At 65.3% G+C, this 24061-nt stretch carries 22 protein-coding genes and 1 other RNA gene; 4 read left to right on the forward strand and 19 right to left on the reverse strand.

Features of this window, described 5'->3' with window-relative positions:
* Nucleotides 1-20: 20 nt before the first annotated feature.
* From D3H34_RS27235 to gyrA, 8 genes are all read right to left on the reverse strand, one after another.
* Nucleotides 21-347 carry an integration host factor subunit beta gene (locus D3H34_RS27235; protein ID WP_056582668.1) on the reverse strand — a complete coding sequence of 109 codons (327 nt, stop codon included), beginning with the start codon at nt 345-347 and terminating at the stop codon, nt 21-23.
* Between the two features lie 80 nt (nt 348-427).
* On the reverse strand, nt 428-2116 hold the full coding sequence (gene rpsA, locus D3H34_RS27240) for a 30S ribosomal protein S1 (protein WP_119557602.1): 1689 nt from the start codon (nt 2114-2116) through the stop codon (nt 428-430).
* 197 nt (nt 2117-2313) lie between these two features.
* On the reverse strand, nt 2314-4332 hold the full coding sequence (locus D3H34_RS27245) for a bifunctional 3-phosphoshikimate 1-carboxyvinyltransferase/cytidylate kinase (protein ID WP_119557604.1): 2019 nt from the start codon (nt 4330-4332) through the stop codon (nt 2314-2316).
* 1 nt (nt 4333) lies between these two features.
* On the reverse strand, nt 4334-5227 hold the full coding sequence (locus tag D3H34_RS27250; protein ID WP_119557606.1) for a prephenate dehydrogenase: 894 nt from the start codon (nt 5225-5227) through the stop codon (nt 4334-4336).
* Between the two features lie 17 nt (nt 5228-5244).
* Nucleotides 5245-6366, reverse strand: coding sequence for a prephenate dehydratase (gene pheA / locus D3H34_RS27255; RefSeq protein WP_119557608.1), 1122 nt, complete (start codon nt 6364-6366; stop codon nt 5245-5247).
* A gap of 24 nt (nt 6367-6390) precedes the next feature.
* Nucleotides 6391-7521: a 3-phosphoserine/phosphohydroxythreonine transaminase gene (serC, locus tag D3H34_RS27260; RefSeq protein WP_119557610.1), complete on the reverse strand. Its 1131-nt coding sequence runs from the start codon at nt 7519-7521 to the stop codon at nt 6391-6393.
* Between the two features lie 6 nt (nt 7522-7527).
* Complete coding sequence (locus D3H34_RS27265; protein WP_286186296.1) at nt 7528-8109, reverse strand: DUF2059 domain-containing protein; 582 nt, start codon at nt 8107-8109, stop codon at nt 7528-7530.
* A complete protein-coding gene (gyrA, locus tag D3H34_RS27270) occupies nt 8106-10751 on the reverse strand; it encodes a DNA gyrase subunit A (protein WP_119557611.1) in 2646 nt (881 codons plus the stop codon). The genes D3H34_RS27265 and gyrA overlap by 4 nt, the downstream gene beginning before the upstream one ends.
* Before the next feature lie 224 nt (nt 10752-10975).
* On the opposite strand from gyrA, the gene ompA reads away from it, so the two are divergent.
* The 4 genes from ompA (at nt 10976) to ssrA (ending at nt 13551) form a co-directional block, all read left to right on the forward strand.
* Nucleotides 10976-11626 (forward strand): outer membrane protein OmpA, encoded by a 651-nt coding sequence (gene ompA, locus D3H34_RS27275; RefSeq protein WP_119557613.1) that lies wholly within the window; start codon nt 10976-10978, stop codon nt 11624-11626.
* Between the two features lie 128 nt (nt 11627-11754).
* Nucleotides 11755-12483 (forward strand): bifunctional 2-polyprenyl-6-hydroxyphenol methylase/3-demethylubiquinol 3-O-methyltransferase UbiG, encoded by a 729-nt coding sequence (ubiG, locus tag D3H34_RS27280; protein ID WP_119557615.1) that lies wholly within the window; start codon nt 11755-11757, stop codon nt 12481-12483.
* Nucleotides 12480-13154, forward strand: coding sequence for an HAD family hydrolase (locus D3H34_RS27285; protein WP_205736821.1), 675 nt, complete (start codon nt 12480-12482; stop codon nt 13152-13154). Before ubiG ends, D3H34_RS27285 begins: the two co-directional genes overlap by 4 nt.
* 12 nt (nt 13155-13166) lie before the next feature.
* Nucleotides 13167-13551, forward strand: a transfer-messenger RNA (tmRNA) gene (ssrA, locus tag D3H34_RS27290).
* 183 nt (nt 13552-13734) lie between these two features.
* Here the strand turns inward: ssrA and D3H34_RS27295 are convergent.
* From D3H34_RS27295 to D3H34_RS27345, 11 genes are all read right to left on the reverse strand, one after another.
* A complete protein-coding gene (locus D3H34_RS27295; RefSeq protein ID WP_119557618.1) occupies nt 13735-13983 on the reverse strand; it encodes a hypothetical protein in 249 nt (82 codons plus the stop codon).
* A gap of 23 nt (nt 13984-14006) precedes the next feature.
* Nucleotides 14007-15203 (reverse strand): site-specific integrase, encoded by a 1197-nt coding sequence (locus D3H34_RS27300; RefSeq protein ID WP_119557620.1) that lies wholly within the window; start codon nt 15201-15203, stop codon nt 14007-14009.
* Nucleotides 15158-15385, reverse strand: a complete 228-nt coding sequence (xisR, locus tag D3H34_RS27305) for an excisionase family protein (protein WP_119557621.1) — start codon at nt 15383-15385, stop codon at nt 15158-15160. The genes D3H34_RS27300 and xisR overlap by 46 nt, the downstream gene beginning before the upstream one ends.
* Nucleotides 15382-16149, reverse strand: a complete 768-nt coding sequence (locus D3H34_RS27310; protein ID WP_119557624.1) for a hypothetical protein — start codon at nt 16147-16149, stop codon at nt 15382-15384. The genes xisR and D3H34_RS27310 overlap by 4 nt, the downstream gene beginning before the upstream one ends.
* Before the next feature lie 151 nt (nt 16150-16300).
* A complete protein-coding gene (locus D3H34_RS27315; RefSeq protein ID WP_119557626.1) occupies nt 16301-16564 on the reverse strand; it encodes a hypothetical protein in 264 nt (87 codons plus the stop codon).
* Nucleotides 16561-17598, reverse strand: a complete 1038-nt coding sequence (locus D3H34_RS27320; RefSeq protein ID WP_119557628.1) for a phage Gp37/Gp68 family protein — start codon at nt 17596-17598, stop codon at nt 16561-16563. The genes D3H34_RS27315 and D3H34_RS27320 overlap by 4 nt, the downstream gene beginning before the upstream one ends.
* On the reverse strand, nt 17595-19547 hold the full coding sequence (locus tag D3H34_RS27325; RefSeq protein WP_119557630.1) for a DNA cytosine methyltransferase: 1953 nt from the start codon (nt 19545-19547) through the stop codon (nt 17595-17597). Before D3H34_RS27325 ends, D3H34_RS27320 begins: the two co-directional genes overlap by 4 nt.
* Nucleotides 19541-20356 (reverse strand): hypothetical protein, encoded by an 816-nt coding sequence (locus tag D3H34_RS27330; protein WP_119557632.1) that lies wholly within the window; start codon nt 20354-20356, stop codon nt 19541-19543. The genes D3H34_RS27325 and D3H34_RS27330 overlap by 7 nt, the downstream gene beginning before the upstream one ends.
* A 2-nt stretch (nt 20357-20358) precedes the next feature.
* Nucleotides 20359-22656 carry a ParB/RepB/Spo0J family partition protein gene (locus D3H34_RS27335; RefSeq protein WP_119557633.1) on the reverse strand — a complete coding sequence of 766 codons (2298 nt, stop codon included), beginning with the start codon at nt 22654-22656 and terminating at the stop codon, nt 20359-20361.
* A 10-nt stretch (nt 22657-22666) separates the two neighbouring features.
* Nucleotides 22667-23344: a MarR family transcriptional regulator gene (locus tag D3H34_RS27340; RefSeq protein ID WP_119557635.1), complete on the reverse strand. Its 678-nt coding sequence runs from the start codon at nt 23342-23344 to the stop codon at nt 22667-22669.
* Nucleotides 23341-24057 carry a deoxynucleotide monophosphate kinase family protein gene (locus D3H34_RS27345; protein ID WP_119557637.1) on the reverse strand — a complete coding sequence of 239 codons (717 nt, stop codon included), beginning with the start codon at nt 24055-24057 and terminating at the stop codon, nt 23341-23343. The genes D3H34_RS27340 and D3H34_RS27345 overlap by 4 nt, the downstream gene beginning before the upstream one ends.
* Nucleotides 24058-24061 lie beyond the last annotated feature (4 nt).

Below are 24061 nucleotides of genomic sequence, written 5' to 3' on the forward strand. Positions count from 1 at the left end.
CCGTCGGGACGGCCCTGCCATCAGGCCTTGCGACCGGCGGCTTCCTTGCCTGCATCGAGCTCGGCGGTCTTGGCGTCGACAGCCTCGCGCAACGCCTTGCCCGGCTTGAAGTGCGGCACCCGTTTCTCGGGAATCTGCACGCTCTCGCCCGAACGCGGGTTGCGGCCGATGCGCGGCGGACGGCGGTTGACCGAGAAGCTGCCGAAGCCACGGATCTCGATGCGGTGTCCGCGCACCAGCGCGTCGCTCATCGCGTCCAGGATGGTCTTGACGGCGTATTCGGCATCGCGGTGCGTGAGCTGCGCGAAACGGGCTGCGAGTTCTTCGACGAGGTCTGAGCGGGTCATAGGCCAAACATAAACGAAAAACGTGGACGAAAAAAAAGACAGAGTGGCCCCGGGGGCCTGCCTCTGTCTTCGGACTCAGCTTACTTGTTGTCGCTGTTGTCGAGCTTGGCGCGCAGCAGGGCGCCCAGGCTGGTCGTGCCCGCGTTTTCGCGTGCCGACTGCTGGCTCAGGCTGGCCATGGCGCCTTGTTCGTCGACCATGTCCTTCTGCTTGATCGACAGCTGGATGTTGCGGGTCTTGCGATCCACATTCACGACGATGGCGGTGACTTCGTCGCCTTCCTTCAGCACGTTGCGGGCATCTTCGACGCGGTCGCGCGAGATTTCCGAAGCACGCAGGTAGCCGATGATGTCTTCGCCGAGGTCGATTTCAGCGCCGCGGGCGTCCACGGTCTTGACCTTGCCGGTCACGATCTGGCCCTTGTCGTTCACGGTGGTGAACGTGGTGAACGGATCGCTGTCGAGCTGCTTGATGCCCAGCGAGATGCGTTCGCGGTCGACGTCCACAGCCAGCACGAGCGCTTCGACTTCCTGGCCCTTCTTGTAGTTGCGAACGGCGGTTTCGCCGGCTTCGTTCCACGAGAGGTCCGACAGGTGCACCAGGCCGTCGATGCCGGCAGCCAGACCCACGAACACGCCGAAGTCGGTGATCGACTTGATCGGGCCCTTGACGCGGTCGCCACGCTTCGTGTTCTGAGCGAACTCTTGCCACGGGTTGGCCTTGCACTGCTTCATGCCCAGGCTGATGCGGCGCTTGTCTTCGTCGATCTCCAGGACCATGACTTCGACTTCGTCGCCCAGCGAGACGATCTTGTTCGGAGCGATGTTCTTGTTGGTCCAGTCCATTTCGGAGACGTGCACCAGGCCTTCGATGCCGGGTTCGAGCTCGACGAACGCGCCGTAGTCGGCGATGTTCGTGACCTTGCCGAACAGGCGGGTCGATTGCGGGTAGCGGCGCGAAACGCCCATCCACGGGTCGTCACCCATTTGCTTCAGACCCAGCGAGACACGGTTCTTCTCGGTGTCGAACTTGAGGATCTTGGCGGTGATTTCCTGGCCGGCCTGAACGACTTCGCTCGGGTGGCGGACACGGCGCCATGCCATGTCGGTGATGTGCAGCAGGCCGTCGATGCCGCCGAGGTCCACGAACGCGCCGTATTCGGTGATGTTCTTGACCACACCGCGCACGACTGCGCCTTCCTTCAGCGTTTCCATCAGCTTGGCGCGCTCTTCGCCCATGCTGGCTTCGACCACGGCACGGCGCGACAGCACGACGTTGTTGCGCTTGCGATCGAGCTTGATGACCTTGAATTCGAGGGTCTTGTTCTCGTACGGGGTCAGGTCCTTGATCGGACGCGTGTCGATCAGCGAGCCCGGCAGGAATGCACGGATGCCGTTGACCAGAACGGTCAGGCCGCCCTTGACCTTGCCGCTGGTGGTACCGGTGACGAAGTCGCCCGATTCCAGGGCCTTCTCCAGGGCGAGCCACGAAGCCAGACGCTTGGCGGTGTCGCGCGAGAGGATGGTGTCGCCGTAGCCGTTTTCAACGCTGCCGATGGCAACGGAAACGAAATCGCCGGCCTGGACTTCGAGTTCGCCCTTGTCGTTCTTGAACTCTTCGATCGGCACATACGCTTCGGACTTCAGACCGGCGTTGACGACGACGTGGTTGTGTTCGACACGCACGACTTCGGCGGTGATGACCTCGCCGCTGCGCATTTCGGAACGCTTCAGGGACTCTTCGAATAGGTCGGCAAAAGATTCAGACATTTATGGTTCCTTCCGTCAGGCAGGGTTGGCAGGCGCTCTTGCGAAATTGCGTGCGGCTGCTGTGGGTCTGTAGACGGCGGTTAGGTTGTGGGCATGAGCCCGGTTGGTTGAACAACCAGCAGGCCAGTGCGCTGTCGCGCGGAAGGAGCCTGCTGGAGCGGTAGGCGCCACCCGGAAACCCGGTGGGCGCGAGCCTTTCAAGCGGACTTGAAAGGCTGTACTTGTTGCCACCAGTTCAACACCGTGTCGATCGAGTGTTCGATGGACAGTTGGGAGTTGTCGAGGTGACGAGCGTCCTGCGCCGGCTTCAAAGGAGCGACGCTGCGGGAGGAGTCCCGGGCGTCACGTGCTTCCAAGTCGGAGCGAAGACTGTCGAGTGTAGTCGAAATACCCTTTGAAATCAACTGCTTATGGCGCCGTTCGGCGCGCTGTGCGGCGCCGGCCGTGAGGAACACCTTGAGCGCCGCGTCGGGGAAGATCACGGTGCCCATGTCGCGCCCGTCCGCCACCAGCCCGGGCAGACGGCGGAAGCGGTGCTGCAGGTCTTGCAGCGCCTCGCGCACGGCGGGCAGGGCAGAGACGCGGGAGGCGTCCATGCCGGCGGCCTCGGTGCGGATGTCGTCGCTCACGTCTTCGCCGGCCAGCAGCACCTTGCCCTCGGTGAACTGCAGGGGCAGGGCGGCGGCGAGGGCGGCGATCTGCGCTTCGTTCGCGGCATTGGCCTCCAGGCCGGCACGGCGGGCGGCAAGCCCGGTCACGCGGTAGAGCGAGCCTGAATCGAGGTAGTGGTAGCCCAGCAGGCGTGCCACCTCGGCCGCCAGCGTGCCCTTGCCCGAGGCGGTCGGACCGTCGATGCAGATCACCGGCACTTCGGAAGCCTCGGCCACCGAGAACAGGGTTTCGAAGTAGTCGGGGAAGGTCTTGGCGACGCAGTGCGGCTCGAGGATGCGCACAGGCACGCCGGCCGGGTTGAAGGCCGCGAGCGAGAAGCACATGGCGACCCGGTGGTCGTCATAGGTACGGATGCTGGCGGGCAGCCAGTCGGCCACGGGCAGCGGGTGGATTCGGATGAAATCCGGGCCGGCCTCGACCGTGGCGCCGAGCTTCTGCAACTCGTTGGCCATGGCGTCGATGCGGTCGGTTTCCTTCACGCGCCAGCTCGCGATGTTGCGCAGCAGGCTCGGACCGTCGGCGTACAGCGCCATGACGGCCAGCGTCATGGCGGCATCGGGGATGTGGTTGGCGTCGAGGTCGATGGCCTTGAGGGGCCAGGCGCCGCGACGGATTTCGAGCCAGTTCGGGCCGCTGTCGACCAGCGCGCCCATCTGCTTGGCCGCGTCGATGAAGCGGATATCGCCCTGGATCGAGGCCGCGCCGACGCCTTCGATCCGGATGCCATCCTGGCCCGAAACGCCTGTCGCAATGGCGCCGAGTGCTATGAAATAGCTAGCAGACGAGGCGTCCGCCTCGACGTGGATCTCACCCGGCGAGCTGTAGCGGCTGCCGGCGGGGATGGTGAAGCGCTCCCAGCCGTCGCGCCGCACCGTGATGCCGAAACGCGCCAGCAGGTTCAGTGTGATCTCGATGTAGGGCTTGGAAATCAGCTCGCCGACCACCTCGATCACGATGTCGTTGGCCGCCGCGAGCGGCAGCGCCAGCAGCAGAGCGGTCAGGAACTGGCTCGACACGTCGCCGCGCACGCGGATGGGTGCGCCCAGCGCCAGCTCGTCGTGCGACACCGGGTGGATGCGCAGCGGCGGGTAGCCGGGGTTGCCGAGGTAGTCGATGCGGCAGCCGAGCTGGGTGAGCGCGTCGACCAGGTCGCCGATCGGGCGTTCGTGCATGCGGGGCACGCCGCTGAGTTCGAACTCGCCGCCGAGCAGCGACAGCGCCGCGGTCAGTGGACGCATGGCTGTGCCGGCATTGCCCAGGAACAGCGGCAGCAGCGTGGTGCCCAGCGATGGCGGCAACTGGCCGCCGAGGCCCGTGATGCGCAGCGAACTGCCGGCCGGCTCGATGCCGCAGCCCAACGCGCGCAGGGCGCCGAGCATCACGCGCGTGTCGTCGGAATCGAGCAGGTCGTGGATCGTGGTAGTGCCGCTGGCCAGCGCGGCCAGCAGCAGCACGCGGTTGGAGATGCTCTTGGAGCCCGGCAGCCGGACCGTGCCGGCGGCGCCCGCGAGGGGCGGAAGGTCGAGGAAGGCGGTCGAGAACATGTCAGCTGTCCTGCTGGGCCAGAGCGTCGGCGCTCGAATTCGGCTTCCAGGCGGCGCGTGCCTTGCTGGCGGCGGCGATGGATTGCTCCAGCCCCTGCAGGTCGCCGGCGGTCATCAGTGTTTCGAGGTCTTCCAGCGCCTTGCGGAAAGCCTGCGACTGCTGCAGCACCTGCTCGCGGTTGGCGAGCAGCACGTCGCGCCACATGACCGGATCGCTGGCGGCGATGCGCGAAAAGTCGCGAAAGCCCGGCCCTGCGAGGCTCAGGAAGCGGTCGCCTTGCGGCTGGTCGGTGAGGGCGTTGAGGTAGGCGAACGCCAGCAGGTGCGGCAGGTGGCTCACGGCGGCGAAGGCTGCGTCGTGCGCTTCATGCGTCATGGTGACGACGTTGGCGCCGATGCCGCTCCAGGCCTGCGACGCACGTTGCACGTTCGATCGCAGCGTGGTCTTGACGGGCGTCAGTACGACCTGACGGCCGGTGAAGAGCGACGCTTCGGCGTGCTCGATGCCGGAGACTTCCTTGCCGGCGATCGGATGGGCCGGCACGAAGTTCGCGAACTGCTTTTGCAGACCGTTGCGCGCAGCCTCGATCACGTCGCCCTTGGTCGAGCCCACGTCCATCACCAGCGTGTCGGTCGAGATGCCGTGGCGGATGGCCTTGAAGGTGGCCTCCGACGCGGCCACCGGTACCGCCAGCAGCACGATGTCGGCGCCCGACACCGCCAGCAACGCCGACGGCGCCGCCACGTCGATCACGCCCAGCTGGCGTGCCCGCTCGGTGGTGGAGGGCGACTTGCTGTAGCCCACCACGCGTTTCACCAGCTTCGCGCGCTTGAGCGCGAGCGCAAAGGAGCCGCCCATCAGGCCGCAGCCGATCAATCCCAGTTGCTCGAACATCGGTCGGTCCGTTCGGCTCAGGCTTTGATCGGGTAGGCGCCGAGCACCTTGTAGAAGGCGCAGAGGCCGCGCAGTTCGGCCAGCGCCGCAGCCACGTTGGGCTGCGAGGGATGGCCGTCGAGGTCGATGTAGAAGTAGTACTCCCACTGGCCGGTGCGCGCGGGGCGCGATTCGAAACGCGTCATCGACACGTTGTTGGCCTTCAGCGGCACCAGCAGGTCGTGCACTGCGCCGGGGCGGTTCGGCACCGAGACGATCAGGCTCGTGCAGTCCTTGCCCGAAGCCGGCGGCATGGCCAGCGTCTGCGGCAGGCAGATCACCGAAAAGCGGGTGCGGTTGTAGGAGTCGTCCTGGATGGCGTGCGCCACGATGTGCAGGCCGAAGCGGGTGGCGGCGCGTTCGCCGGCCAGCGCGGCCCAGGCCGGGTTGGTGGCGGCCAGACGCGCGCCCTCGGCGTTGCTCGACACGGCGCGCCGCTCGGCGTTGGGCAGGTGCTTGGACAGCCAGGTCTGGCACTGCGCCAACGCCTGCGGGTGGGCCAGCACAGCCTCGACACCTTCGAGCGAATTGCTGCTGCGCATCAGGTGATGGCGTACCAGCAGGCTGACTTCGCCGACGACGTGGGTGGGCGAGTGCAGGAACAGGTCGAGCGAGCGCGTGACCACGCCTTCGGTCGAGTTCTCGACACCGACCACGCCGTACTGAGCGCTGCCTGCCGCCGTGGCGTGGAACACCTCGTCGAAGCTGGCGCAATAGATCAGGTCGGCGGCGCCGCCGAAATACTCGATGGCGGCCTGTTCGCAGAAGGTGCCTTCGGGGCCGAGCACGGCCACGCGTTGGGGCGATTCGAGTGCCAGGCAGGCCGACATGATCTCGCGCCAGATGGCCGCGACATGGAGATCCTTCAGCGGACCGCCATTGCTCTTTTGCATCTTGTCGATGACCTGCGCGACGCGGTCGGGACGGAAGAAGGGCGTGCCTTCGCGCTTCTTGACCTCACCGACCAGCTCGGCCACATGGGCGCGCTCATTGAGCAGGCTCAGGAGCCGCTGGTCGAGGGAGTCGATCTGCACGCGCAGACCGGCCAGGCTTTCGGAATTGTCGGGAGTGGTGGGTGGTGTGGGGGCAGAGGCGGTCATCGGTGCGAGCAACAGGGCATGCGCCTACGCATGCGATCGCTCGAATTCTCTCATGTAGGCCACCAAGGCCTGCACCCCTGCCAGCGGCATGGCGTTGTAGATGCTTGCACGCATGCCGCCGACCGACTTGTGGCCCTTGAGCTGCAGCAGCCCGGCTTCGCGCGCACCGGCCAGGAAGGCTTCGTTGCGACCTTCGTCGGCCAGGAAGAACGGCACGTTCATGCGCGAGCGGCAGGCCGGGTCGATCCGGTTGGCGTAGAAATCGGAGCCGTCGATGAAGCCGTACAGCAGCCTGGCCTTTTCGACGTTGCGCTGCTCCATGGCGGCGATGCCGGTAAGCGCACCTTCGGTCTGCTGCAGCAGCCACTGGAACGTGAGCCCCGCCATGTAGATGCCCCAGGTCGGCGGGGTGTTGTACATGGACTGGTTGTCGGCCACGGTCTTGTAGTTGAACGCGCTCGGGCAGATCTCGAGCGCGTGGCCCAGCAGGTCGTCGCGCACGACCACGATGGTCAGGCCGGCGGGGCCGAGGTTCTTCTGGGCGCCACCGAAGGCCAGGCCGACGCGGCTCCAGTCGACGCTGCGCGAGGCCACATGCGATGAAAAATCGATGACCAGCGGCGCCTTGCTGCCGAGTGCGGCCAGATCGGGCAGTTGCTGGAACTCGATGCCGTTGATGGTCTCGTTGCTGCACACATGCACGTACGAGGCATCGTCGGAGAGCTGCCAGCTTGCGGGATCAGGCAGCTTCGTGTGCTGGTTGTCGGCGTTGCTCGCCGCCACGCGGGCGGTGCAGTAGCGCTGTGCTTCCTTGTGCGATTTGGCGCTCCAGCTGCCGGTGACGACAAAGTCGGTAGCGCCGCCGCGCGACAGGTTCAGCGGCACGATGGCGTTCTCGCCGAGGCCGCCACCCTGCATGAATAGGATGTGAAAGTGCGAGGGGATGGCCAGCAGCGTGCGGATGTCGGCTTCGGCCTGCGCGCAGATCGCGCCGAATTCCTTGCCGCGATGGCTCATTTCCATCACGCTCATGCCACTGCCCTGCCAGTCGAGCATCTCGGAGGCGGCGCGTTGCAGCACCGCCTCCGGCATGGCAGCCGGACCGGCCGAAAAGTTGTAGGGGCGCTTGCCGGCCGGCGTCTGCTGCTGGATCACGTTGCTTTACTTCTTGGCGGGAGCCTTGGCAGCGGGTGCCTTGGCGGGAGCGGCATCGGTCGGAGCACCGAGTGCCTTGGCGACGTTGGTGTCGAGTGCGCGCATCTTCGGTTCGATGGTGGCGCGGGTTTCGGTCACCAGCTTTTCCGTCAGAGCGGTCTGCATCTTCGGGTTCAGTTCCTGGTACTTCTTGCTCAGGGGCGAGTTGATCCAGGCCAGCAGCTGCTTGAGTTCGTCTTCGCTGAAGTTCTGCTCGAGGATGGGCGTGAGTGCGCCCGGCGCGATCTGCACGGCTTTGTCGCGCACGAGCGGGTAGGCCTCGTCGAAGTACTTCTTCAGTTCGGCGTCAGCGGCCTTGGCTGCGGATTCGCGCTTGGCTTCGGGCACCTGGGTCTGCAGGTACTGCGAACCGGCTTGCGCGATGGGGGCGCTCGACTGCTCGATCAGGCCGCGTGCCAGCGACTCGATGCCGGGGCGCTGGATCTCGATGAACTGCTTGATCAGCGTGGCCTTGTCCTGGGCCATCGCGGCCATGGACGAACCGGCCAGGGCAGCGGTCAGGAGTGCGAGCTTGAGTTGTTTTTTCACTGAGGATTCTCCGTTGAAGATGTGGAAGTATCGTCTGCGTCCGGCTCGCCTTCGCCGTTCGCGTCGTTTTCGACGATGCGTTGAAGTCCGCTGAGTTTGGCGCCTTCGTCGAGCCCGATCAGCGTGACGCCTTGCGTCGCGCGACCCAGTTCGCGAATCTCGGCCACACGGGTGCGTACGAGCACACCCTTGTCGGTGATGAGCATGATCTCATCGTCCGCATGAACGAGCGTGGCGGCAACGACCTTGCCGTTGCGCTCACTCTGTTGAATCGCGATCATGCCTTTGGTTCCGCGGCCATGACGCGTGTATTCGGTAATGCTTGTGCGTTTTCCGTAACCATTTTCGGTGGCGGTGAGCACGCTTTGTTGCTCGTCCTCGGCCACCAGCATGGCGATCACGCCCTGGCCCGGTTCGAGCGACATGCCGCGCACGCCGCGCGCATTGCGACCCAGCGGGCGGACGTCTTCTTCGTCGAAGCGCACGGCCTTGCCGTTGTCGCTGAAGAGCATCACGTCGTGCTTGCCGTCGGTGAGCGCCGCGCCGATGAGGTAATCGCCTTCATCGAGGTTCACGGCAATGATGCCGCCCTTGCGCGGGTTGCTGAACTCGTCGAGCGCCGTCTTCTTGACCGTGCCCATCGAGGTCGCCATGAACACGTACTGGTCGGCCGGGAAGTTGCGCTTCTCGCCGGTGAGGGCGAGGGCGACGTTGATCTTCTCGCCTTCCTGCAGCGGGAACATGTTGACGATGGGGCGTCCGCGCGAGCCGCGCGAACCTGCTGGCACTTCCCACACCTTGAGCCAGTACAGCCGGCCGCGGTTGGAGAAGCACAGGATGTAGTCGTGCGTGTTGGCGATGAACAGCTGGTCGATCCAGTCGTCTTCCTTCGTCGCCGTGGCCTGCTTGCCGCGGCCGCCGCGTTTTTGTGCGCGGTACTCGCCCAGCGGCTGGCTCTTGATGTAGCCGCTGTGCGAGAGTGTCACGACCATGTCGGTCGGTGTGATCAGGTCTTCGGTCGAGAGGTCGTAGGCGCTGTGCTCGACCAGGCTGCGGCGGGCGCCGACCTTCGACTGGCCGAACTCCTGCTTGATCTCGCCGAGTTCGTCGCCAATGATGGTCGAGACGCGTTCGGGCTTGGCCAGGATGTCGAGCAGGTCGTCGATCTCGGCCATGACTTCCTTGTACTCGGCAACGATCTTGTCTTGCTCGAGGCCGGTCAGGCGCTGCAGACGCATCTGCAGGATTTCCTGGGCTTGCGTTTCCGACAGGCGATAGAGGCCGTCGCCGCCCATGCCGAACTCGCGCTCCAGCCCTTCGGGGCGGTAGTCGTCGGCGTTGACCACGCCGCCGTCGGCGCGCGTGCGGGTGAGCATTTCGCGCACCAGCTTGCTGTCCCAGCTGCGGGTCATCAGCTCGGCCTTGGCGACCGGCGGGGTGGGCGATTCGCGGATGATGCGGATGAACTCGTCGATGTTCGCGAGTGCCACCGCCAGGCCTTCCAGCACGTGGCCGCGGTCGCGGGCCTTGCGCAGGTTGAAGACCGTGCGGCGCGTGACCACTTCGCGGCGATGCTGCAGGAAGACCTCGATCAGGTCCTTCAGGTTGCACAGCTTGGGCTGGCCGTCGACCAGCGCCACCATGTTGATGCCGAAGGTGTCCTGCAGCTGCGTCTGCTTGTAGAGGTTGTTGAGCACCACCTCGGGCACTTCGCCGCGCTTGAGCTCGATCACAAGGCGCATGCCCGACTTGTCGGACTCGTCCTGGATGTGGCTGATGCCTTCGATCTTCTTCTCGTGCACGAGCTCGGCCATGCGCTCCTGCAGCGTCTTCTTGTTGACCTGGTAGGGGAGCTCGTCGACGATGATCGCCTGGCGCTGGCCGCGGTCGATGTCCTCGAAGTGGCACTTGGCGCGCATCACGACCTTGCCGCGGCCGGTGCGGTAGCCATCCTTCACGCCGTTGATGCCGTAGATGATGCCGGCGGTGGGGAAGTCGGGCGCCGGCACGATTTCCATCAGTTCGTCGATGGTCGCCTGCGGGTTGCGCAGCAGGTGCAGGCAGCCATCCACCACTTCATTCAGGTTGTGCGGCGGGATATTCGTGGCCATGCCGACCGCAATACCGCCGGAGCCATTGACCAGCAAATTCGGCAACTGGCTGGGTAAAACCTTTGGTTCTTTTTCGGAACCGTCGTAATTGTCCTGAAAGTCGACAGTTTCCTTGTCGATATCGGCCAGCATTTCATGCGCAATTTTGGCCAGCCGGATTTCCGTATAACGCATTGCGGCCGCGTTGTCGCCGTCGACCGACCCGAAGTTGCCCTGACCGTCGACCAGCATGTGGCGCATCGAGAAGTCCTGGGCCAGCCGGACGATGGTGTCGTAGACCGACTGGTCGCCGTGCGGGTGGTACTTACCGATCACGTCACCGACGATACGGGCCGATTTCTTGTAGGGTCGGTTCCAGTCGTTGTTCAGCTCGTGCATCGCGTAGAGCACGCGCCGGTGCACCGGCTTGAGGCCGTCGCGGGCGTCGGGAAGCGCCCGGCCGACGATCACGCTCATGGCGTAATCGAGGTAGCTGCTGCGCATTTCCTCTTCGAGACTGATGGGCAGGGTTTCTTTGGCGAAAGAGGTCATGAGCAGGAGGCTGGCGGCAGGAAGGCGAAATTTTACGCTGTGAGGGGTGTCGCACCGCCGCAACACAAGGGCTCTATTCCGCCTCCGTCCTACGCTTCGGGGGCGTCCAGCGGCCTGTTTGCCAAAGACCCTATGGCACAATCGTCTCAACGTTTTGGGTGGTGGTCACTTAAAGCGTCCTTGATTCGCAGCGCGGCTGCGGCTTTTTCCCCAAGAGGAGAACCATGAAGAAACTGAATAAAGTGGCGATGATGTTTGCAGTCGCTGCGCTCGCCACTGCCGCCGGCGCGCAGACCCGTGTCACCGCTGCGAACGGCGGTCCTACGATCGACAACTGGCAAAACGGCACCGGCGAACTCGTCTGGAAGAACGGCACGAACGAACTGTGCTGGCGCGATGCCAACTGGACGCCCGCAACGGCTGCTGCTGGTTGCGACGGTGCTCTGATTCCGGCTGCCCCCGCTGCTGTGGCTCCCACGCCTGGCGCTCCGGTTGCTCCGCCGCCCGCTCAAGTCGCTGCTTCGAAGGTCACCTTCGCTGCTGACGCCTTCTTCGACTTCGACAAGTCGGTGCTGAAGCCCGAAGGTCGCGCCAAGCTGACCGACCTGGTCGAGAAGATCCGTGGCGTGAACCTGGAAGTCATCATCGCTGTGGGTCACACCGACTCCATCGGTACCGACGCTTACAACCAGCGTCTGTCGGTGCGTCGCGCCGAAGCCGTCAAGGCCTTCCTGGTCTCGAAGGGCATCGAACGCAACCGCGTCTACACCGAAGGCAAGGGCGAGAAGCAGCCTGTGGCTGACAACCGCACCAAGGAAGGCCGCGCCAAGAACCGTCGCGTGGAAATCGAAGTGGTTGGCACCCGCGCCAACTGATCGATCGATTCCATCGACGAATGAAAACCCCGCCTCGGCGGGGTTTTTTTATGCCTGCCGAATTGACGGCGGTGCTGATACAGCCCCATTGCTTTCGAGTCGGGCTTTGCGCGCTTCATAATTGCCCCATGACAGAAAACGTGAATGCAGACCCGGCCGAACTGGCCAAGTTTTCAGAGCTCGCACATCGGTGGTGGGATTTGGAGAGCGAATTCCGCCCGCTGCACGAAATCAATCCATTGCGACTGGAATGGATTGACGGTATTGCGCCTATTTCGGGCCAGCGCGTGGTCGATATCGGCTGTGGCGGCGGCATCCTGGCCGACTCGATGGCGCGCAAGGGCGCGGACGTGCTAGGCATCGACCTGGCGAGCAAGGCGCTCAAGGTGGCCCAGCTGCACGCCCTCGAAGCGGGAACGCGCGGCGTCAAGTACCGTGAAGTCAGCGCCGAGGCACTGGCGGCCGAGCAACCCGCCAGCTTCGATGTCGTCACCTGCATGGAGATGCTCGAGCACGTGCCGGACCCGGCGTCGGTGATCCAGGCCTGCGCCACGTTGGTGAAACCGGGGGGCTGGGTGTTCTTCTCGACCATCAACCGCAACCTGAAGGCCTTCATGCTGGCGATCGTGGGCGCCGAATACGTCCTGGGCATGCTGCCGCGCGGCACGCACGAGTACCCCAAGCTGATTCGTCCCAGCGAACTGGCCAGCTATTGCCGCGCCGCCAACCTGGACCTGCGCCACACGCGAGGCATGGAGCACAACCCGCTGACCCGGCGCTACTGGCTCAGCGCCGACACCAGCGTCAACTACCTCTTCGCGACCCAGAAACCGGCGCTGCCAGAGGCGCAAGGATGACGATCGGGAGCACCACGACGAAGGCCATCCTGTTCGACCTCGACGGCACGCTGATCGACAGCGCACCTGACCTCGGCGCAGCCGCCGACAAGATGCGCACCGACCGCGGCCTGGAGCCCTATCCGCTGGAGCGCTACCGCCCGATGGCGGGTGCCGGTGCGCGCGGCATGCTCGGCATCGCTTTCGGCATCACGCCCGATGCGCCCGAGTTCGATGCACTGCGCGAGGAGTTCTACGTGGCCTACGAGCGCCGCATGCTGCTCAACACCCTCGTGTTCGAGGGCGTGGCACCGCTGATCGAGGCGATCCGTGAGCGTGGCTTGCGCTGGGGCGTGGTCACCAACAAGTCGGCCCGCTTCACCGAGCCGCTGACCGGGGCAATGCCGCTCTTCGCAAGCGCGGGCGCGATCGTGAGTGGCGACACCACGCCGTTCGCCAAGCCGCACCCCGAACCGCTGTACGAAGCGGCACGCCGCCTCGGCGTGGCGTCCGACGCCTGCATCTACGTGGGGGACGACGAGCGCGACATCATCGCGGGGCGGGCTGCGGGCATGGGAACCGTGGCGGCGACGTACGGCTACATGGGCTCGCAGGCCGACGCGGCGCTGTGGCAGGCCGACGCTTCAATCTCTTCACCCCTTGAGCTCTTGAAGTTACTCAATAGCGCCTAAAATGGATCGCTTGGGGCTGCACTGGTTTCGACGTGGGTTCGGAGTCGCAGCGGGGCATGTCGAGCTGAATGCGCTCGTAAAACAGATTCAAACAAACTAACTGCAAACGACGAACGTTTCGCACTCGCTGCTTAATTGCCAGTGAGCCTTGCAACAGTTGGCCGATGGGCTGGGCAAGGGGGTCTGGAGCAATCCTGACCTCCCGGCTGCAAGGATAATTACATGGGCTGGCTCCGATCCGGGTACCTTGGGTCGGGGCGAGAAAATAGGGTGCTGGCGTCCGGTTTAGCGTGTGACTGCGCGACTCCGGAAGCGAGACTCAAATCAGATCACTACACATGTAGAACTGCGCGATAAAGGCTTGCGGACGGGGGTTCAAATCCCCCCAGCTCCACCATCACAAACAACCGCCGCCAATGAAAGACCATTGGGGGCGGACCTCCCAAACCGTCCTGAACCGTCCCTTATTGGCGTTGGGTTCGCACGTGTTTCGCACGTAAATTCGCACGTGCGCCCCCGGCTCCAGGTTCCGCCATGCGCAAAAAAAGGCCCGCGAGGGGCCTTGCTTGTCTGGGCGGGGTCAGGCCCGCTTCCGGGCCTCGTCGAGCGCGTCGCGGACCTTCGCCTCCAGCTCCGACGGTAGGACGAAGCTGTTGACGGCCACGGCGTCATACCCGTGGGCCGCATCTACCCACTGCCAGCGGCGGATCTCATACCGCTGTCGGCCGGCCTTGAGCCGGATAGGGTCGTCCATGTCGACGGCCGTCAGCTTGTCGTCGACGTGGTGCGTTTCGCCGTGTGCCAGGCCGCCGACAAAAAGAACAAACATAGTGGTTCCTAACTTTCTGATGATCAATCTTGCCCGACGACGCGCAGCTTGGGCGCCTTGGGCTTCTGGTAGTCCTCGGAAATGAACTTCCCGTAAATCTGGAACACCATGGTCACGTCGGTGTGCCCGAGCTGCTGGGCGACATACCAAGGATTGGTGCCCGCCGTCAAGAGCGCGCTCGCGTAGGTGTGCCGGACCTGGTACGGGTTGCGGTAGCGCACGCCGGCGCGGGTGCACAGCGGTTGCCAAAGCGTCTTCCGCAGCTGCGCGTCGGTCGTCCATGCCTTGCCGGTGCGCGGGTTGAGCCACACGTGCTCGCCAGCGAGCAGGCTGGCCGCCTTTTGCGCTTCGAGGGCGGCGATCGCGTCAGCATTCAGGTCGACGTCTCGGATCCCGGCCTCGGTCTTCGGGGCTTTCTCGGTGCGCGCCACCTGGTTCACGTCGATGCGGGCCTGGGCCGCCTTGAAGTCGATCTTCGCCCAGCGCTGCGCCTGCAACTCGCCAGGCCGAAGCCCTGTGTTGAACCAGAACTGCACCGTAGGCCATTCGTCCGCGCGCGCGTGCTTGATCAGCGTGGCGCGCTCTTCGGCGGTGAAGGGGTCGATCTCGTACTCGCTCGACTTCGAGGTCTGCTTGAGCAGCTTGGAAAGGGCGATCCGGTCGAACGGGTTGAACGTGATCAGGTCATCGTTGAGCGCGTCTTCGAACACGCTTCGCAGAGGCGTCAGCAGGTTGCGGGCAAACTTGGCCGTTACCTCCATTTCGCCGATCCACGTGCGAAGGGCGCTTGGCGTGGCGGCGCTGAGCGGCTTGTCCTCCCAATGCTTCATGCGCTCGCTGTTGATCGCCTTCCTGTAGCCGTCGAGTGTGCTGGGCGACAGCTGCTTGTTCTCCACCTGGCGCTCGTAAATTTCGAGCTGGGCCTGCAGCAGCTTGCCGATCAGGATGCGGCCGGCGTTGCCGACGAACTGCTTCGCGCGCGGGCTGTCGGGGAAGTAGTCGGCGTAGCGGAACGTGTCGTCCTTGATCTTCCGCTGAATCTCAGAGCGAAGGCCCGACGCGTAGTTCAGGGCGCTCTTGTTGATCGGGCCGGGGGATAGCAGCTCGCGGCACTCGGTGCCGCGGTAGCTGAAAGCAATCTGGATCCGCTCTTCATGCGCGAAGGTGCGGATGCTTACGCCGCGTGGGCATGCGATTGCTGGGGCTGACTTTCCACCCATGTGTTGTACTCCTCCGGGTTGATGTACAGGTTGCCATCTGGCCCGAGGCGGCACTGTACGCCATCGGTCCACACGCGCTTCCTACGCCTGGCGTGCACTGCGTCGGGGGTGTCTCCCGTCTCTTCGCAGTGCTTCGACAGCTTGACCCAACGATAGCTCTTCGGGGCGGTGCCGGTGCTCACGATGCGGTCCTCCTGAATTCATAGGCCCGGATAAAGGGGTTGGCGGCCCAGCTGTCGGCGCCGTTGATCTGGCTCCAGAGCGATGCGTATGCCGCAGGCGCGGAATGCATGCACTGCATGTGGCTGGTGGGCTCCACGCCCCAGCCAGGAAGTTGCGGATGGGTGTTTTCCGCTGCGGGGCAATCGCCAATCTCTGTCCAGCCCCCCTTGTGGCCGCACTTGCGGCCGTAGTCGGTGAACGTGATGCCCTCCGCGATTGCGTCAGTCTCGCCAATCTGCTGCAGGCGTTCGATGCGAAGCGCGGTGACCTCCAGCACGATCCGGCATGCGTCGCGCGGCATGTGGATGCCCGGGCGCCATTTGTAGGCGGGCTCGCCCTCGAAGTCTGCGCGATAGGCTGGCTTACGCACGCTTGCCTCGACCGCGGCAACGGTTGCGGCGTGCGCGTCGTACTGTTCCGGCGCCCATGTCTCGCGCACCCAGAGGCGGTCGCCTATCGAAATGGTCGCGTACACGCGGTGCACGGTGCCTTCGCTACGCCGAGGCACTTTGAGGTACGGGCCGGCGTTGCCCGCTGGAGATGGGCCTGCGTCGACCCATGCGGCGTCGAAGTCCAGATCCGCCCACAGCGCCGGCGTGGCACGCCGGCCGTCGACCAGACTGTTGTGCCTGGTGAAAAGCCGGCGCGTCTGCGTCTTCGGATCCACTTCGCGGTACAAGGCGCGCACCATGTCGGCCTTGAAGAGGGTGCCGTGCTCTTTCATGTCTTCCTCGCCTGTTGCGTTGTGGGCAGCTGCGCCTGGCGCCGCTCTGCCTCGATGTGCGTCTTCCGCGCTTGACATCCCGCGCAGCTGATATAGAAGGTCCGGGCGTCGCTTGTGCGGCACGCCGGGCACGTGGGCGTGTAGTGGCCGGTCATGGAATGCCCGCTTTGTTGGCCGCCGCGTCGATGAGCCGGCACAGAGCCACGCGCCGATCGCTGCGCAGCAGCTCGCCGTCAATTCGCTCGAGCGTGAACCAGTGGTCAATGAATCCGGCGCGCGCCATGTCGCAGCCGACCAGCACGCCGCGGTACCGCCATTCGTTGGCCCTGCCCGTGGGCTCCATGACGTAGGAGGGCGCGGCGGCTGGCGGCGGCGGTGCCACCGGCGCAACGTCTCCGAAAAGGTCGAAAGTCATGACGCAGGTGCCTCATCCCATTCGCGGCCGTCGAGTGCGCGCCCTGCGGCCTTCTTGCCGGCCTTGAACGTGAGCATGGCACCGGTGCCCTGCAGGAAGGCCATCGGTGCCAGCGGCGCGTGCACTGAGCTGTCCTCGTGGATCACGGCCTGCTCGACCAGGCATGTACGGCCGTAGCAGTCATCGAGCGCGCCTTGGTCTTCATGCTGGCGGGCCTTTCGGTTCGATCGATACAGCCGGTGTGTGAACTCTTCGTCCTGTTGGCTGACTGGGAACCACTCGCCCCATTGCTTGAACAGGAAGGGCACGCCGGCCGGTCCGCACTGGTCGCGCAGACTGCGCACCCAATCGGGATGCATCGGCCGTGCGCCGGCCCCGCTCTCGCCGCCGACGATTACCCAATCGACGCCGCTTGGAAAGTCGCCCTGCGTATGCGCGAAACCCACCCCGCATTGACCGTTCAAAGCATTCAGGATCACGCGGTCAGGATCAAGGGCGAGCACGTCGAGCCGCACTGGCCCTAGCAGCGGCTCCATGCTGAGAAAGCGCTTCGCGGCCGGCACGCCCAGCAGCTTCGGAATGTCGCGATCGGCCTCGGCCTGGTCGACGATGGTGGCGCCCAGCCAAACGTGATCGGGCGGACCATCCAGGAACATTTCGCCCAGCATGTCGCCGGCGTTGCCGATGCGTTTGGTGAGCAGCAACCAATCGAGGTTTGGCGTGTTCAGGATCAGCGTTGCGAGGTCGTCTCGCCATTCGCGCTCCACCGCGTTGTCGAACACGTCGGCCAGCGATGCGCAGAACACCCGCTGCCGGCGCCCGTGCTGCGCCATGAAGGCGTCAGCTTGGGCATTCCATCGCAGCGGCATCTTCCAGTTCGCTGCGCTTGTGCGCGTGCGAGCTGCGAAGTCGCGGCCGTATCGCTTTGCCCAGTCCGCCGCATAGCAGTGCTTGCAGCCAGGGCTGATAGCGAGGCAACCGACCCACGGGTTGAAGGTGTGATCGGTCCATTCGATTTTGCTGTTGGCGCTCATGCGGCCCTCCGCAGTTGCTGGGTTTGGAAGTCGTTGTAGTTGGCAGCAACGATGCGTTCCATCGGCAGCGGGCTGACAGAGTTGCCGCACATGCGCACCTGCGCCGTCTTGGTCAGCACCTTGCCCGCGGCCGTCCGGTCGATCACGTAGGTGCTCGGAAAGTCTTGGGCGTTGTACAGCTCGCGCGGCGTCAGCATGCGCAGGCAGATATCCACGATCACCCAAGGTTCGCCCTTGAGCCAGACCGTCACCAACGCCAGCCGATCATGGGTCGTGACCGTCGTCATCGGATCGCGAAGATCGGACCATTGGCCACCGCTGCCGTGGTAGCGCATCAGGAACGCGGCGCAGCGCAGCGCGCCTTCCTCGTGTTCCTGGCTCAAGCGGTACTGCACGAGGCCGTGGTGTTCGCCGCCGGCGGAAACGGTCGTCAGCGGTTCGCGCGCGTCGCGCCCCTCGCTGTTGCGCCTCAACGTGGTGAGGTGCGCGGTGATGAGTTGCTGCTGGCTACCGGACGTGGTGATGGCCGACATGGGCTGGCGCACGTCTCGCGCCGGCGTGGTGTTGAAGCCGCCGTTGGCTTGCACCATGAAAGCGGTGCTGAGGCTCTGCCCGCCACCGCTTGCAGTCACGGTGCCCAGCGGCCCGCGAATGTCGTTCGCGCCGTGGCTCCAACGCTTGCCGCCTTCCTTGCCCTCGCCGTGGCCGGCTTGCACCAGACAGGCGGTCGCGAGGCCATGCTTCTTCCCGCCAGCAGTGACGGTGCCCAACGGCTTCGCCAGGTCGAGCACGCGCGGCGCCTGCCCATCCCGCTCCCCGTAGCCCATCTGCACCAGCACCGCCGCGGCAAGGGCCGTCTCGCCGCCCTTGGCGGTCGTGATGGTGCGCATCGGCTGCTGCACGTCGTAGGAGGTGTCGCGGGTGTGCGTCACCGGCACCAGGCTCGGCGCCAACAGCATCAGCTCGCCGCGGTTGGCGGCTGTGACGGTCGGCAGCGGGCTGCTGAGCGGGCGGGTGCGGTTGCTGGAGTCCGTGTGCGTCGCGGGCACGATGAAGGGATCGGGACTCTCCAGCACGAACTTCCGCATGCCGTGGGCGATGCGCCGCTCTGTGGCCTCCGCGAGCGGCTTCTTGCGTCCGAAGATGCTCCGGCCCTCGATGCTCCAGTCGATGCAGTCGGCCGCCGGCCGCCAGGCTTTCCGCTTGCCGTGCGGCTTCTTCGCGTTCGTGTATTCCGGCCAAACGATCGGCAGGCCATCGCAGCGCGCGATCATGTAGAGCCGCTGGCGGGTGCTGTGCGCGCCGAGGTCGGCGTTCACGATCACCTTCCACTGCACCACGTAACCCATGGCGCGGAGCCCTTCGACGAAGTGCTTCCAATTGCGCCCAAGGTGCTTCTTGTCGGGCACTAGGAACTGGCGATGCCGCGGGATGTACTCGCCCGGATCGGCGACGCGGAAGGTCTTCCGCTTGGTCACCGGGTCGATCAGCTCATCCAGCGTCACCACGCGGCCGGTCGCGGGATCGCGCTTGGCGATGAGAGGCGACCACTGGAGCATCTGCTCGACGTTTTCCAGGGTGATCACGTCCGGGCGAACCTTGCCGCCCCAACGGTGGACCACCCATGCCAGCGAGCGGATCGCCTTCGAGCGCGGCTGGCCGCCCTTGGCCTGGCTGTGATCGGTGCAGTCCGGCGACGCGTGGAGCAAGCCAACGGCGCGGCCCTCGGTCACTTGAAGCGGGTCCACTTCCCACACGTCGGCCTGAAAGTGGCGCGTCTGCGGGTGGTTGATCTCGTGCATGCCGATCGCGTCGGCGTCGTGGTTGACGGCAATGTCAACATGCCGGCCGATCGCCGCCTCGATGCCGGTGCTGGCTCCACCGCCGCCGGCGAAAAGGTCGATGACCAGTTTCGCCGACAGCGCGAGAACGAACTGAGGCGTCAGCATGCGGTGCCCTCGGCGGGCGTGTCGCTGGTAGCGCGGGCATCGCTGCGGTCGATACGTTCAATTTCCGCGAGGATCAGTGCGCCGGCCTTAACCAGTTCGCGTCGGCGATCGCCTTCCTTGGCGGCCCAGCCCTCGGGAATGATGGCCTCGCCGAATGTGTCGCCGTAGCCGGTGTCCTCGGCGCTCCACTCGCGCGCGCCAGGCGGCATCGCGTAGAAGCACGCCATGGCGGCGATCTCATCGTTCACGTGCCCGTCGTCGTGCTCGGGCGTCCAGCCCTCCGCGCTGATCTGCCGCTGGCGTTCGGCCAGCACGTCGTGTGCTGCATCGCTCCCGATAGCGGCACCAGGTGCGAAACCGCAGACCCGTTCGACGCTCACGCCGCCGATCTCGAATTCAACCTCGTAGGCGCCGCCGCGTCCGTTGTGCTCTTCCTCGTGCGTATCGAAGTCTTTCTTGAGGCGGTCCAGCGTTACCTCGCCGTCGTAGTCCGTCGCATCTTCCTCGCCAAGCCATTCCCGGACCATGAAGCGGCGAACGCCCTCCCAGTCCGTGACCAGTTCGGCGCTGGCGAGGTCGGTTTCTCCCCACGCGCGACACAGGAACGCATCGAAAGCTCTCTCCACCGGCCGGTCCTGCCCTTGGTTGTCCCCGGGTGCTGCTTTCGCCTGCACGGCCACCATCGCCGCATGCATGCGCTCGCGCAGGATTAGCCGCTCGGGGCTGACCTTGGTGACGCCGAACCATGCGGCAATGCCCGCGTCGAGTTGCGCGTCAGTGATCGCGCCTGGTGTGTTGTTTGCGGCCATGGCTAGAGCGCCTCCATTTCGGTGTAGTCAACAGTGATCGGGAAATTCAGGTTGTCCGGCGATACCTCCCACGCGCGATCGCCGGCGGCTTGCACCACCGTGGCGGAGACGCCGCGGGTGTTGAACGTGTTGCCGTCCTTGTGGACGTCGGACTTGAGCCGCACGCGCTGGTCGGCCTCGAAGCGGTTCGGGTTGTCAATCGCCTGCAGCTGCTTGGCGATGAGCGCCGCGGCTTCTTCCTTGCCGACCTTGGGTTTGCGAGCGGGGGCCGGCTTGCGCTCGGCGGTGATGGTCTTGGCGGCTTCGTCGACGCGCTTTGCGCTGGCCTCGGCCTTCATCTCGCTCTTCACCGATGCCGCCAGCGCCTTCGTGTCGATGCCGAAGTTGGCGGCGCCGACGCTGATGCGCACCGCGTGCTCATCGAACTGGTGCAGGTCGTGGGCCATCATTAGCACGTAGAGCCACTGCACCAGGGCGTCGGCGGGCACCGTTTTCAGGTGCTGCTCGACACCCTCACGCACCCCGACCTTGCCGACGTTCGCCAGCTCGCCGATCAGGGCTTGCGACGTGCCGCGCAAGCCCGCGAAAAGCAGCAGGGCGATCTCGCGCATAGGGTTCGTGCCGAGCGCCACGTCGGCGTCGCCCGCCTCGCTGACGGCCCTGATCGCCTTCGTGCGCCACGCCAGCTCGTAGGCCTCGGTCAGCTTGCGCTTTGCCACGATCGCGTCGACGTCGGCTTCCTTGTGCACGCCGGCGTCGGTGATCTGGTTGTCCTTGAGCAGCTTCGACACCGCGGCGGTCGGCAGCACGGCGACCATCTCATGCGTCGTCGGGTCTTCGATGAGCGTTGGCATCGGCATGTTGTCGCCAAGCACCTTGCGCAACGTCCGCATCTTTCCGCCAAGCGCCTGGTGGTCGTCGACCTTGGTGTAGCCCCGCAGCGTGTTGCTGCTCGGCATGATCTCTTTGGCTTCCTTGCCGGTGATGACGGTCTGGCCGCGTTCCTCCGCCTCGGCCTTGATGCGGTCGTAATGCGCCTGCTTCTTCACGTTGAAGCATGTCGGGTCGGTGCAGGTGTCGGCGTGCGCCACGTCATCGAACAGCTGGGGGTTCGCGCCCGCTCGCTTCGGGCAGGTGCGGCAGCTGCCCGCGGCCGGCACCAGCGATTCGTCCGTGATCTTGAAGACCGCGCTGCCCAGCTTCAGCATGTAGTTGCTGTCGATGTGATCCTTCGCCTTGCGGTAGCTCATCGGCTCGCCGTGGAAGTCGGTGGCGGCGATGTCCTTGAGCACTTGCAGCTGCAGGCCAGCGGGGCGCATGGCGACCAGCTCGGCGGTCGATCGCGTCAGCTTGCGTTCGTAGAACGCTTTGCGAGCGTCCGGCACCAGCTTGAGCAGGTTCATCGTCTTGTAGACATACGACCGGCCCTTGTCGATGCGATCGGCAATGTCCTCGGCCGACAAGCCAGCCGTCTCGCGCAGGCGCTCGAAGCCCTCGGCTTCTTCCATCGGGTGCAGATCGCGCCGCTTGAGGTTTTCGACCAGCTGAATCTCCAGCACCTGGTCGTCCGTCAGCTCGCGGATCATGGCGGGGATCGTGCGCAGGCCCGCGATGCCGGCGGCGCGCCAGCGTTGCTCGCCCGCGACCACCTCATGCGTCGGCCGCGGTTGGCCTGGCAGCAAATCTTCGAGCGTCTCTTGAAGCCTCGATCCTGGCAGCGGTCGAACAAGGATGGCTTGCAGCACCCCCTTCGTTCTGATGCTGGAGGCGAGGCTTGCGATGAACTCCGCGTCGAAGTGCGTGCGGGGGTTCGTCTTGCTTCGCACGATTGCCGCGTGCGGCAAATCGGCGAACCCGGTCGTGTTCGTGGTCTTGGCGACTGTCGGGGTAGCGGGCTGCGCCGTCAGGCGCTCGTTGTCTTCTTGCTCGCCGCCGAAGGCGGGTGGATTGTCTTTCGCTGCGGCAGCAGCGGGCTGTTGCGCCGCGGGCGGCGCTGTCTCCGTCTCTACGACGTTCGTCGTCTCTTCTCCCTCTCCCCCCTCCCCTGAGAGTGGCGAAGCCCGCGCGGGGTTCGGGGCGGCTGTATACAGTGCCGTGGCTTTCTTTCCCGGCGCCTTGCGATCGCGGTCGTACTGGCGCGTCTTGTCCAGGTTGCGCGCCTGCCAGTCGGCCTTGAGGTCTTTCTGGCAGGCGCGGCAAAAGCGCTGCAGGCCATCCGTGCGCGACTTGTTCGCGTTGAACTGGTCGGCGGGCTTGCACGTCTTGCAGCCCGGGCATGTCTTCTCGGTGATGGTGGTCATTCGATGGGCCTTATTTCGTGATCAGCTCGCGCAGCGCGCGGGATTGAAGTTGCGCCAGCTCGCGCTCCATCGCGGCTACTTCCTGGCGGCGCTTCTCGATGCGGGCCTGGAGCGCGATGAGGTCTTTGGACGGCTTGGGCGTGTCGGGCGGCGGCGTGTAGCCGGGCAGCGCGATGACGACGCGTTCGTTGTGCAGCAGGCGCACCAGCGCGCCGCTGTCCAGCGCCTTCTTGAACACCGCCGTCGTGCTGCTTTGCGGGATGCCGAAACGCTGCGTGATTTCCGAATACGTCAGGTGGCCGCCGTGCTCTTGCAGGTGGGCCAGCACCAGCGAGGGCACGCTGCCCGGCTTGGGCAGGTAGTTCCCTTGATCGCCTTGCGCCGCCGGCGCGATCGCGGTGAAGCGCTGGCCTTCGGCTTTCGTGCCGAGGAAGTCTCGGCGTCCCGACGTGTGGACGAAGTTGAGCGTCGAAGCGGCAGGCGCGGCGACTCTCCGGCCCATGAAAACGCTCGGCAACGTCAGTGCGTCGTAGGCACCTGGCCGCGCCGACGTGGGGCGCAGCTCTTCGCCGGTGTAGAGCTGCGCCGAGTAGGGCGTGCGTGGGCCTGCCACGGTGCACACGATCGGCGCCGATGCTTCGGGCTCGGCCTGCGCCGCCTCGAAGGCTTGCTGCAGCGGGGTGGTCATTGGGCGGCGGTCCATTCCGCCACCGTGACCTTCGCCGAGGGGATGCCCGTCACCAGCGTGACGAACTCGCTGTGCACGAGCTGCTGCAGGTGCCGGATATCGTGCGTGTTCGCGATCACGGCGTCGGGCTTGAATGCGGTGCCGTCCGTCACGCTGACGTGCTGCCCCTCGGGCGTGGTGGTGCTGTCAACGCCTGGCCGGGTTACTTGCCAGATCGTGCCGCCCAGCGCGCGCAGCGTGTCGACCTCGTTGTCGAAGCGGCAGTCGGTGATCACGAACCGCGTGCCGCCGTCGCGGCGGTACGCGGTGATGCGCGCGGCGAGCTGCATGGTCCAGTAGCGCGGCGACTGGCGCCGGCGGTACTCGGTGCCCCACCACTGCATGATCTGCCGCGGCGAGCGTGGTTGATCGAGGAACGCCGCCCACTGCGTCGCTCCCCGGGGGGTATCGTCGCGCGTGATGTGGGCCACGATGACCGCATCGGTGAAGGCGTTGTCGGAGCCCTTGCGAAGCGCCAGGGCCTCGCTTGGGTCGTTCTTGGTCGCGGGGTCGGACAGCAGCCGGACGTCGATGCCGAACGCGGTGGCCACCTCGCCACGCAGGGCATCAGCGAAGGCGAGCTTCCTGAATTCCCAATGGGTGACAAGCAGATCCGCGACGGTGTCTTTGCCGACGCTGGCGAGGCCTGTAAGGCCGAGGGTGTATTGCTTCATGGAA

The organism is Acidovorax cavernicola (assembly GCF_003581445.1).

Coding starts and splice junctions, on each gene's coding strand:
- ubiG (WP_119557615.1), top strand. CDS start 11,755: ATGACAGAAAACGTGAATGCAGACCCGGCCGAACTGGCCAAGTTTTCA.
- D3H34_RS27335 (WP_119557633.1), bottom strand. CDS start 22,656: ATGACCACCATCACCGAGAAGACATGCCCGGGCTGCAAGACGTGCAAG.
- D3H34_RS27250 (WP_119557606.1), bottom strand. CDS start 5,227: ATGTTCGAGCAACTGGGATTGATCGGCTGCGGCCTGATGGGCGGCTCC.
- D3H34_RS27345 (WP_119557637.1), bottom strand. CDS start 24,057: ATGAAGCAATACACCCTCGGCCTTACAGGCCTCGCCAGCGTCGGCAAA.
- D3H34_RS27340 (WP_119557635.1), bottom strand. CDS start 23,344: ATGACCACCCCGCTGCAGCAAGCCTTCGAGGCGGCGCAGGCCGAGCCC.
- D3H34_RS27325 (WP_119557630.1), bottom strand. CDS start 19,547: ATGCTGACGCCTCAGTTCGTTCTCGCGCTGTCGGCGAAACTGGTCATC.
- D3H34_RS27300 (WP_119557620.1), bottom strand. CDS start 15,203: ATGGGTGGAAAGTCAGCCCCAGCAATCGCATGCCCACGCGGCGTAAGC.
- D3H34_RS27245 (WP_119557604.1), bottom strand. CDS start 4,332: ATGTTCTCGACCGCCTTCCTCGACCTTCCGCCCCTCGCGGGCGCCGCC.
- ompA (WP_119557613.1), top strand. CDS start 10,976: ATGAAGAAACTGAATAAAGTGGCGATGATGTTTGCAGTCGCTGCGCTC.
- D3H34_RS27295 (WP_119557618.1), bottom strand. CDS start 13,983: ATGTTTGTTCTTTTTGTCGGCGGCCTGGCACACGGCGAAACGCACCAC.
- D3H34_RS27330 (WP_119557632.1), bottom strand. CDS start 20,356: ATGGCCGCAAACAACACACCAGGCGCGATCACTGACGCGCAACTCGAC.
- D3H34_RS27315 (WP_119557626.1), bottom strand. CDS start 16,564: ATGACTTTCGACCTTTTCGGAGACGTTGCGCCGGTGGCACCGCCGCCG.
- D3H34_RS27310 (WP_119557624.1), bottom strand. CDS start 16,149: ATGAAAGAGCACGGCACCCTCTTCAAGGCCGACATGGTGCGCGCCTTG.
- D3H34_RS27285 (WP_205736821.1), top strand. CDS start 12,480: ATGACGATCGGGAGCACCACGACGAAGGCCATCCTGTTCGACCTCGAC.
- D3H34_RS27320 (WP_119557628.1), bottom strand. CDS start 17,598: ATGAGCGCCAACAGCAAAATCGAATGGACCGATCACACCTTCAACCCG.
- gyrA (WP_119557611.1), bottom strand. CDS start 10,751: ATGACCTCTTTCGCCAAAGAAACCCTGCCCATCAGTCTCGAAGAGGAA.
- pheA (WP_119557608.1), bottom strand. CDS start 6,366: ATGACCGCCTCTGCCCCCACACCACCCACCACTCCCGACAATTCCGAA.
- rpsA (WP_119557602.1), bottom strand. CDS start 2,116: ATGTCTGAATCTTTTGCCGACCTATTCGAAGAGTCCCTGAAGCGTTCC.
- D3H34_RS27235 (WP_056582668.1), bottom strand. CDS start 347: ATGACCCGCTCAGACCTCGTCGAAGAACTCGCAGCCCGTTTCGCGCAG.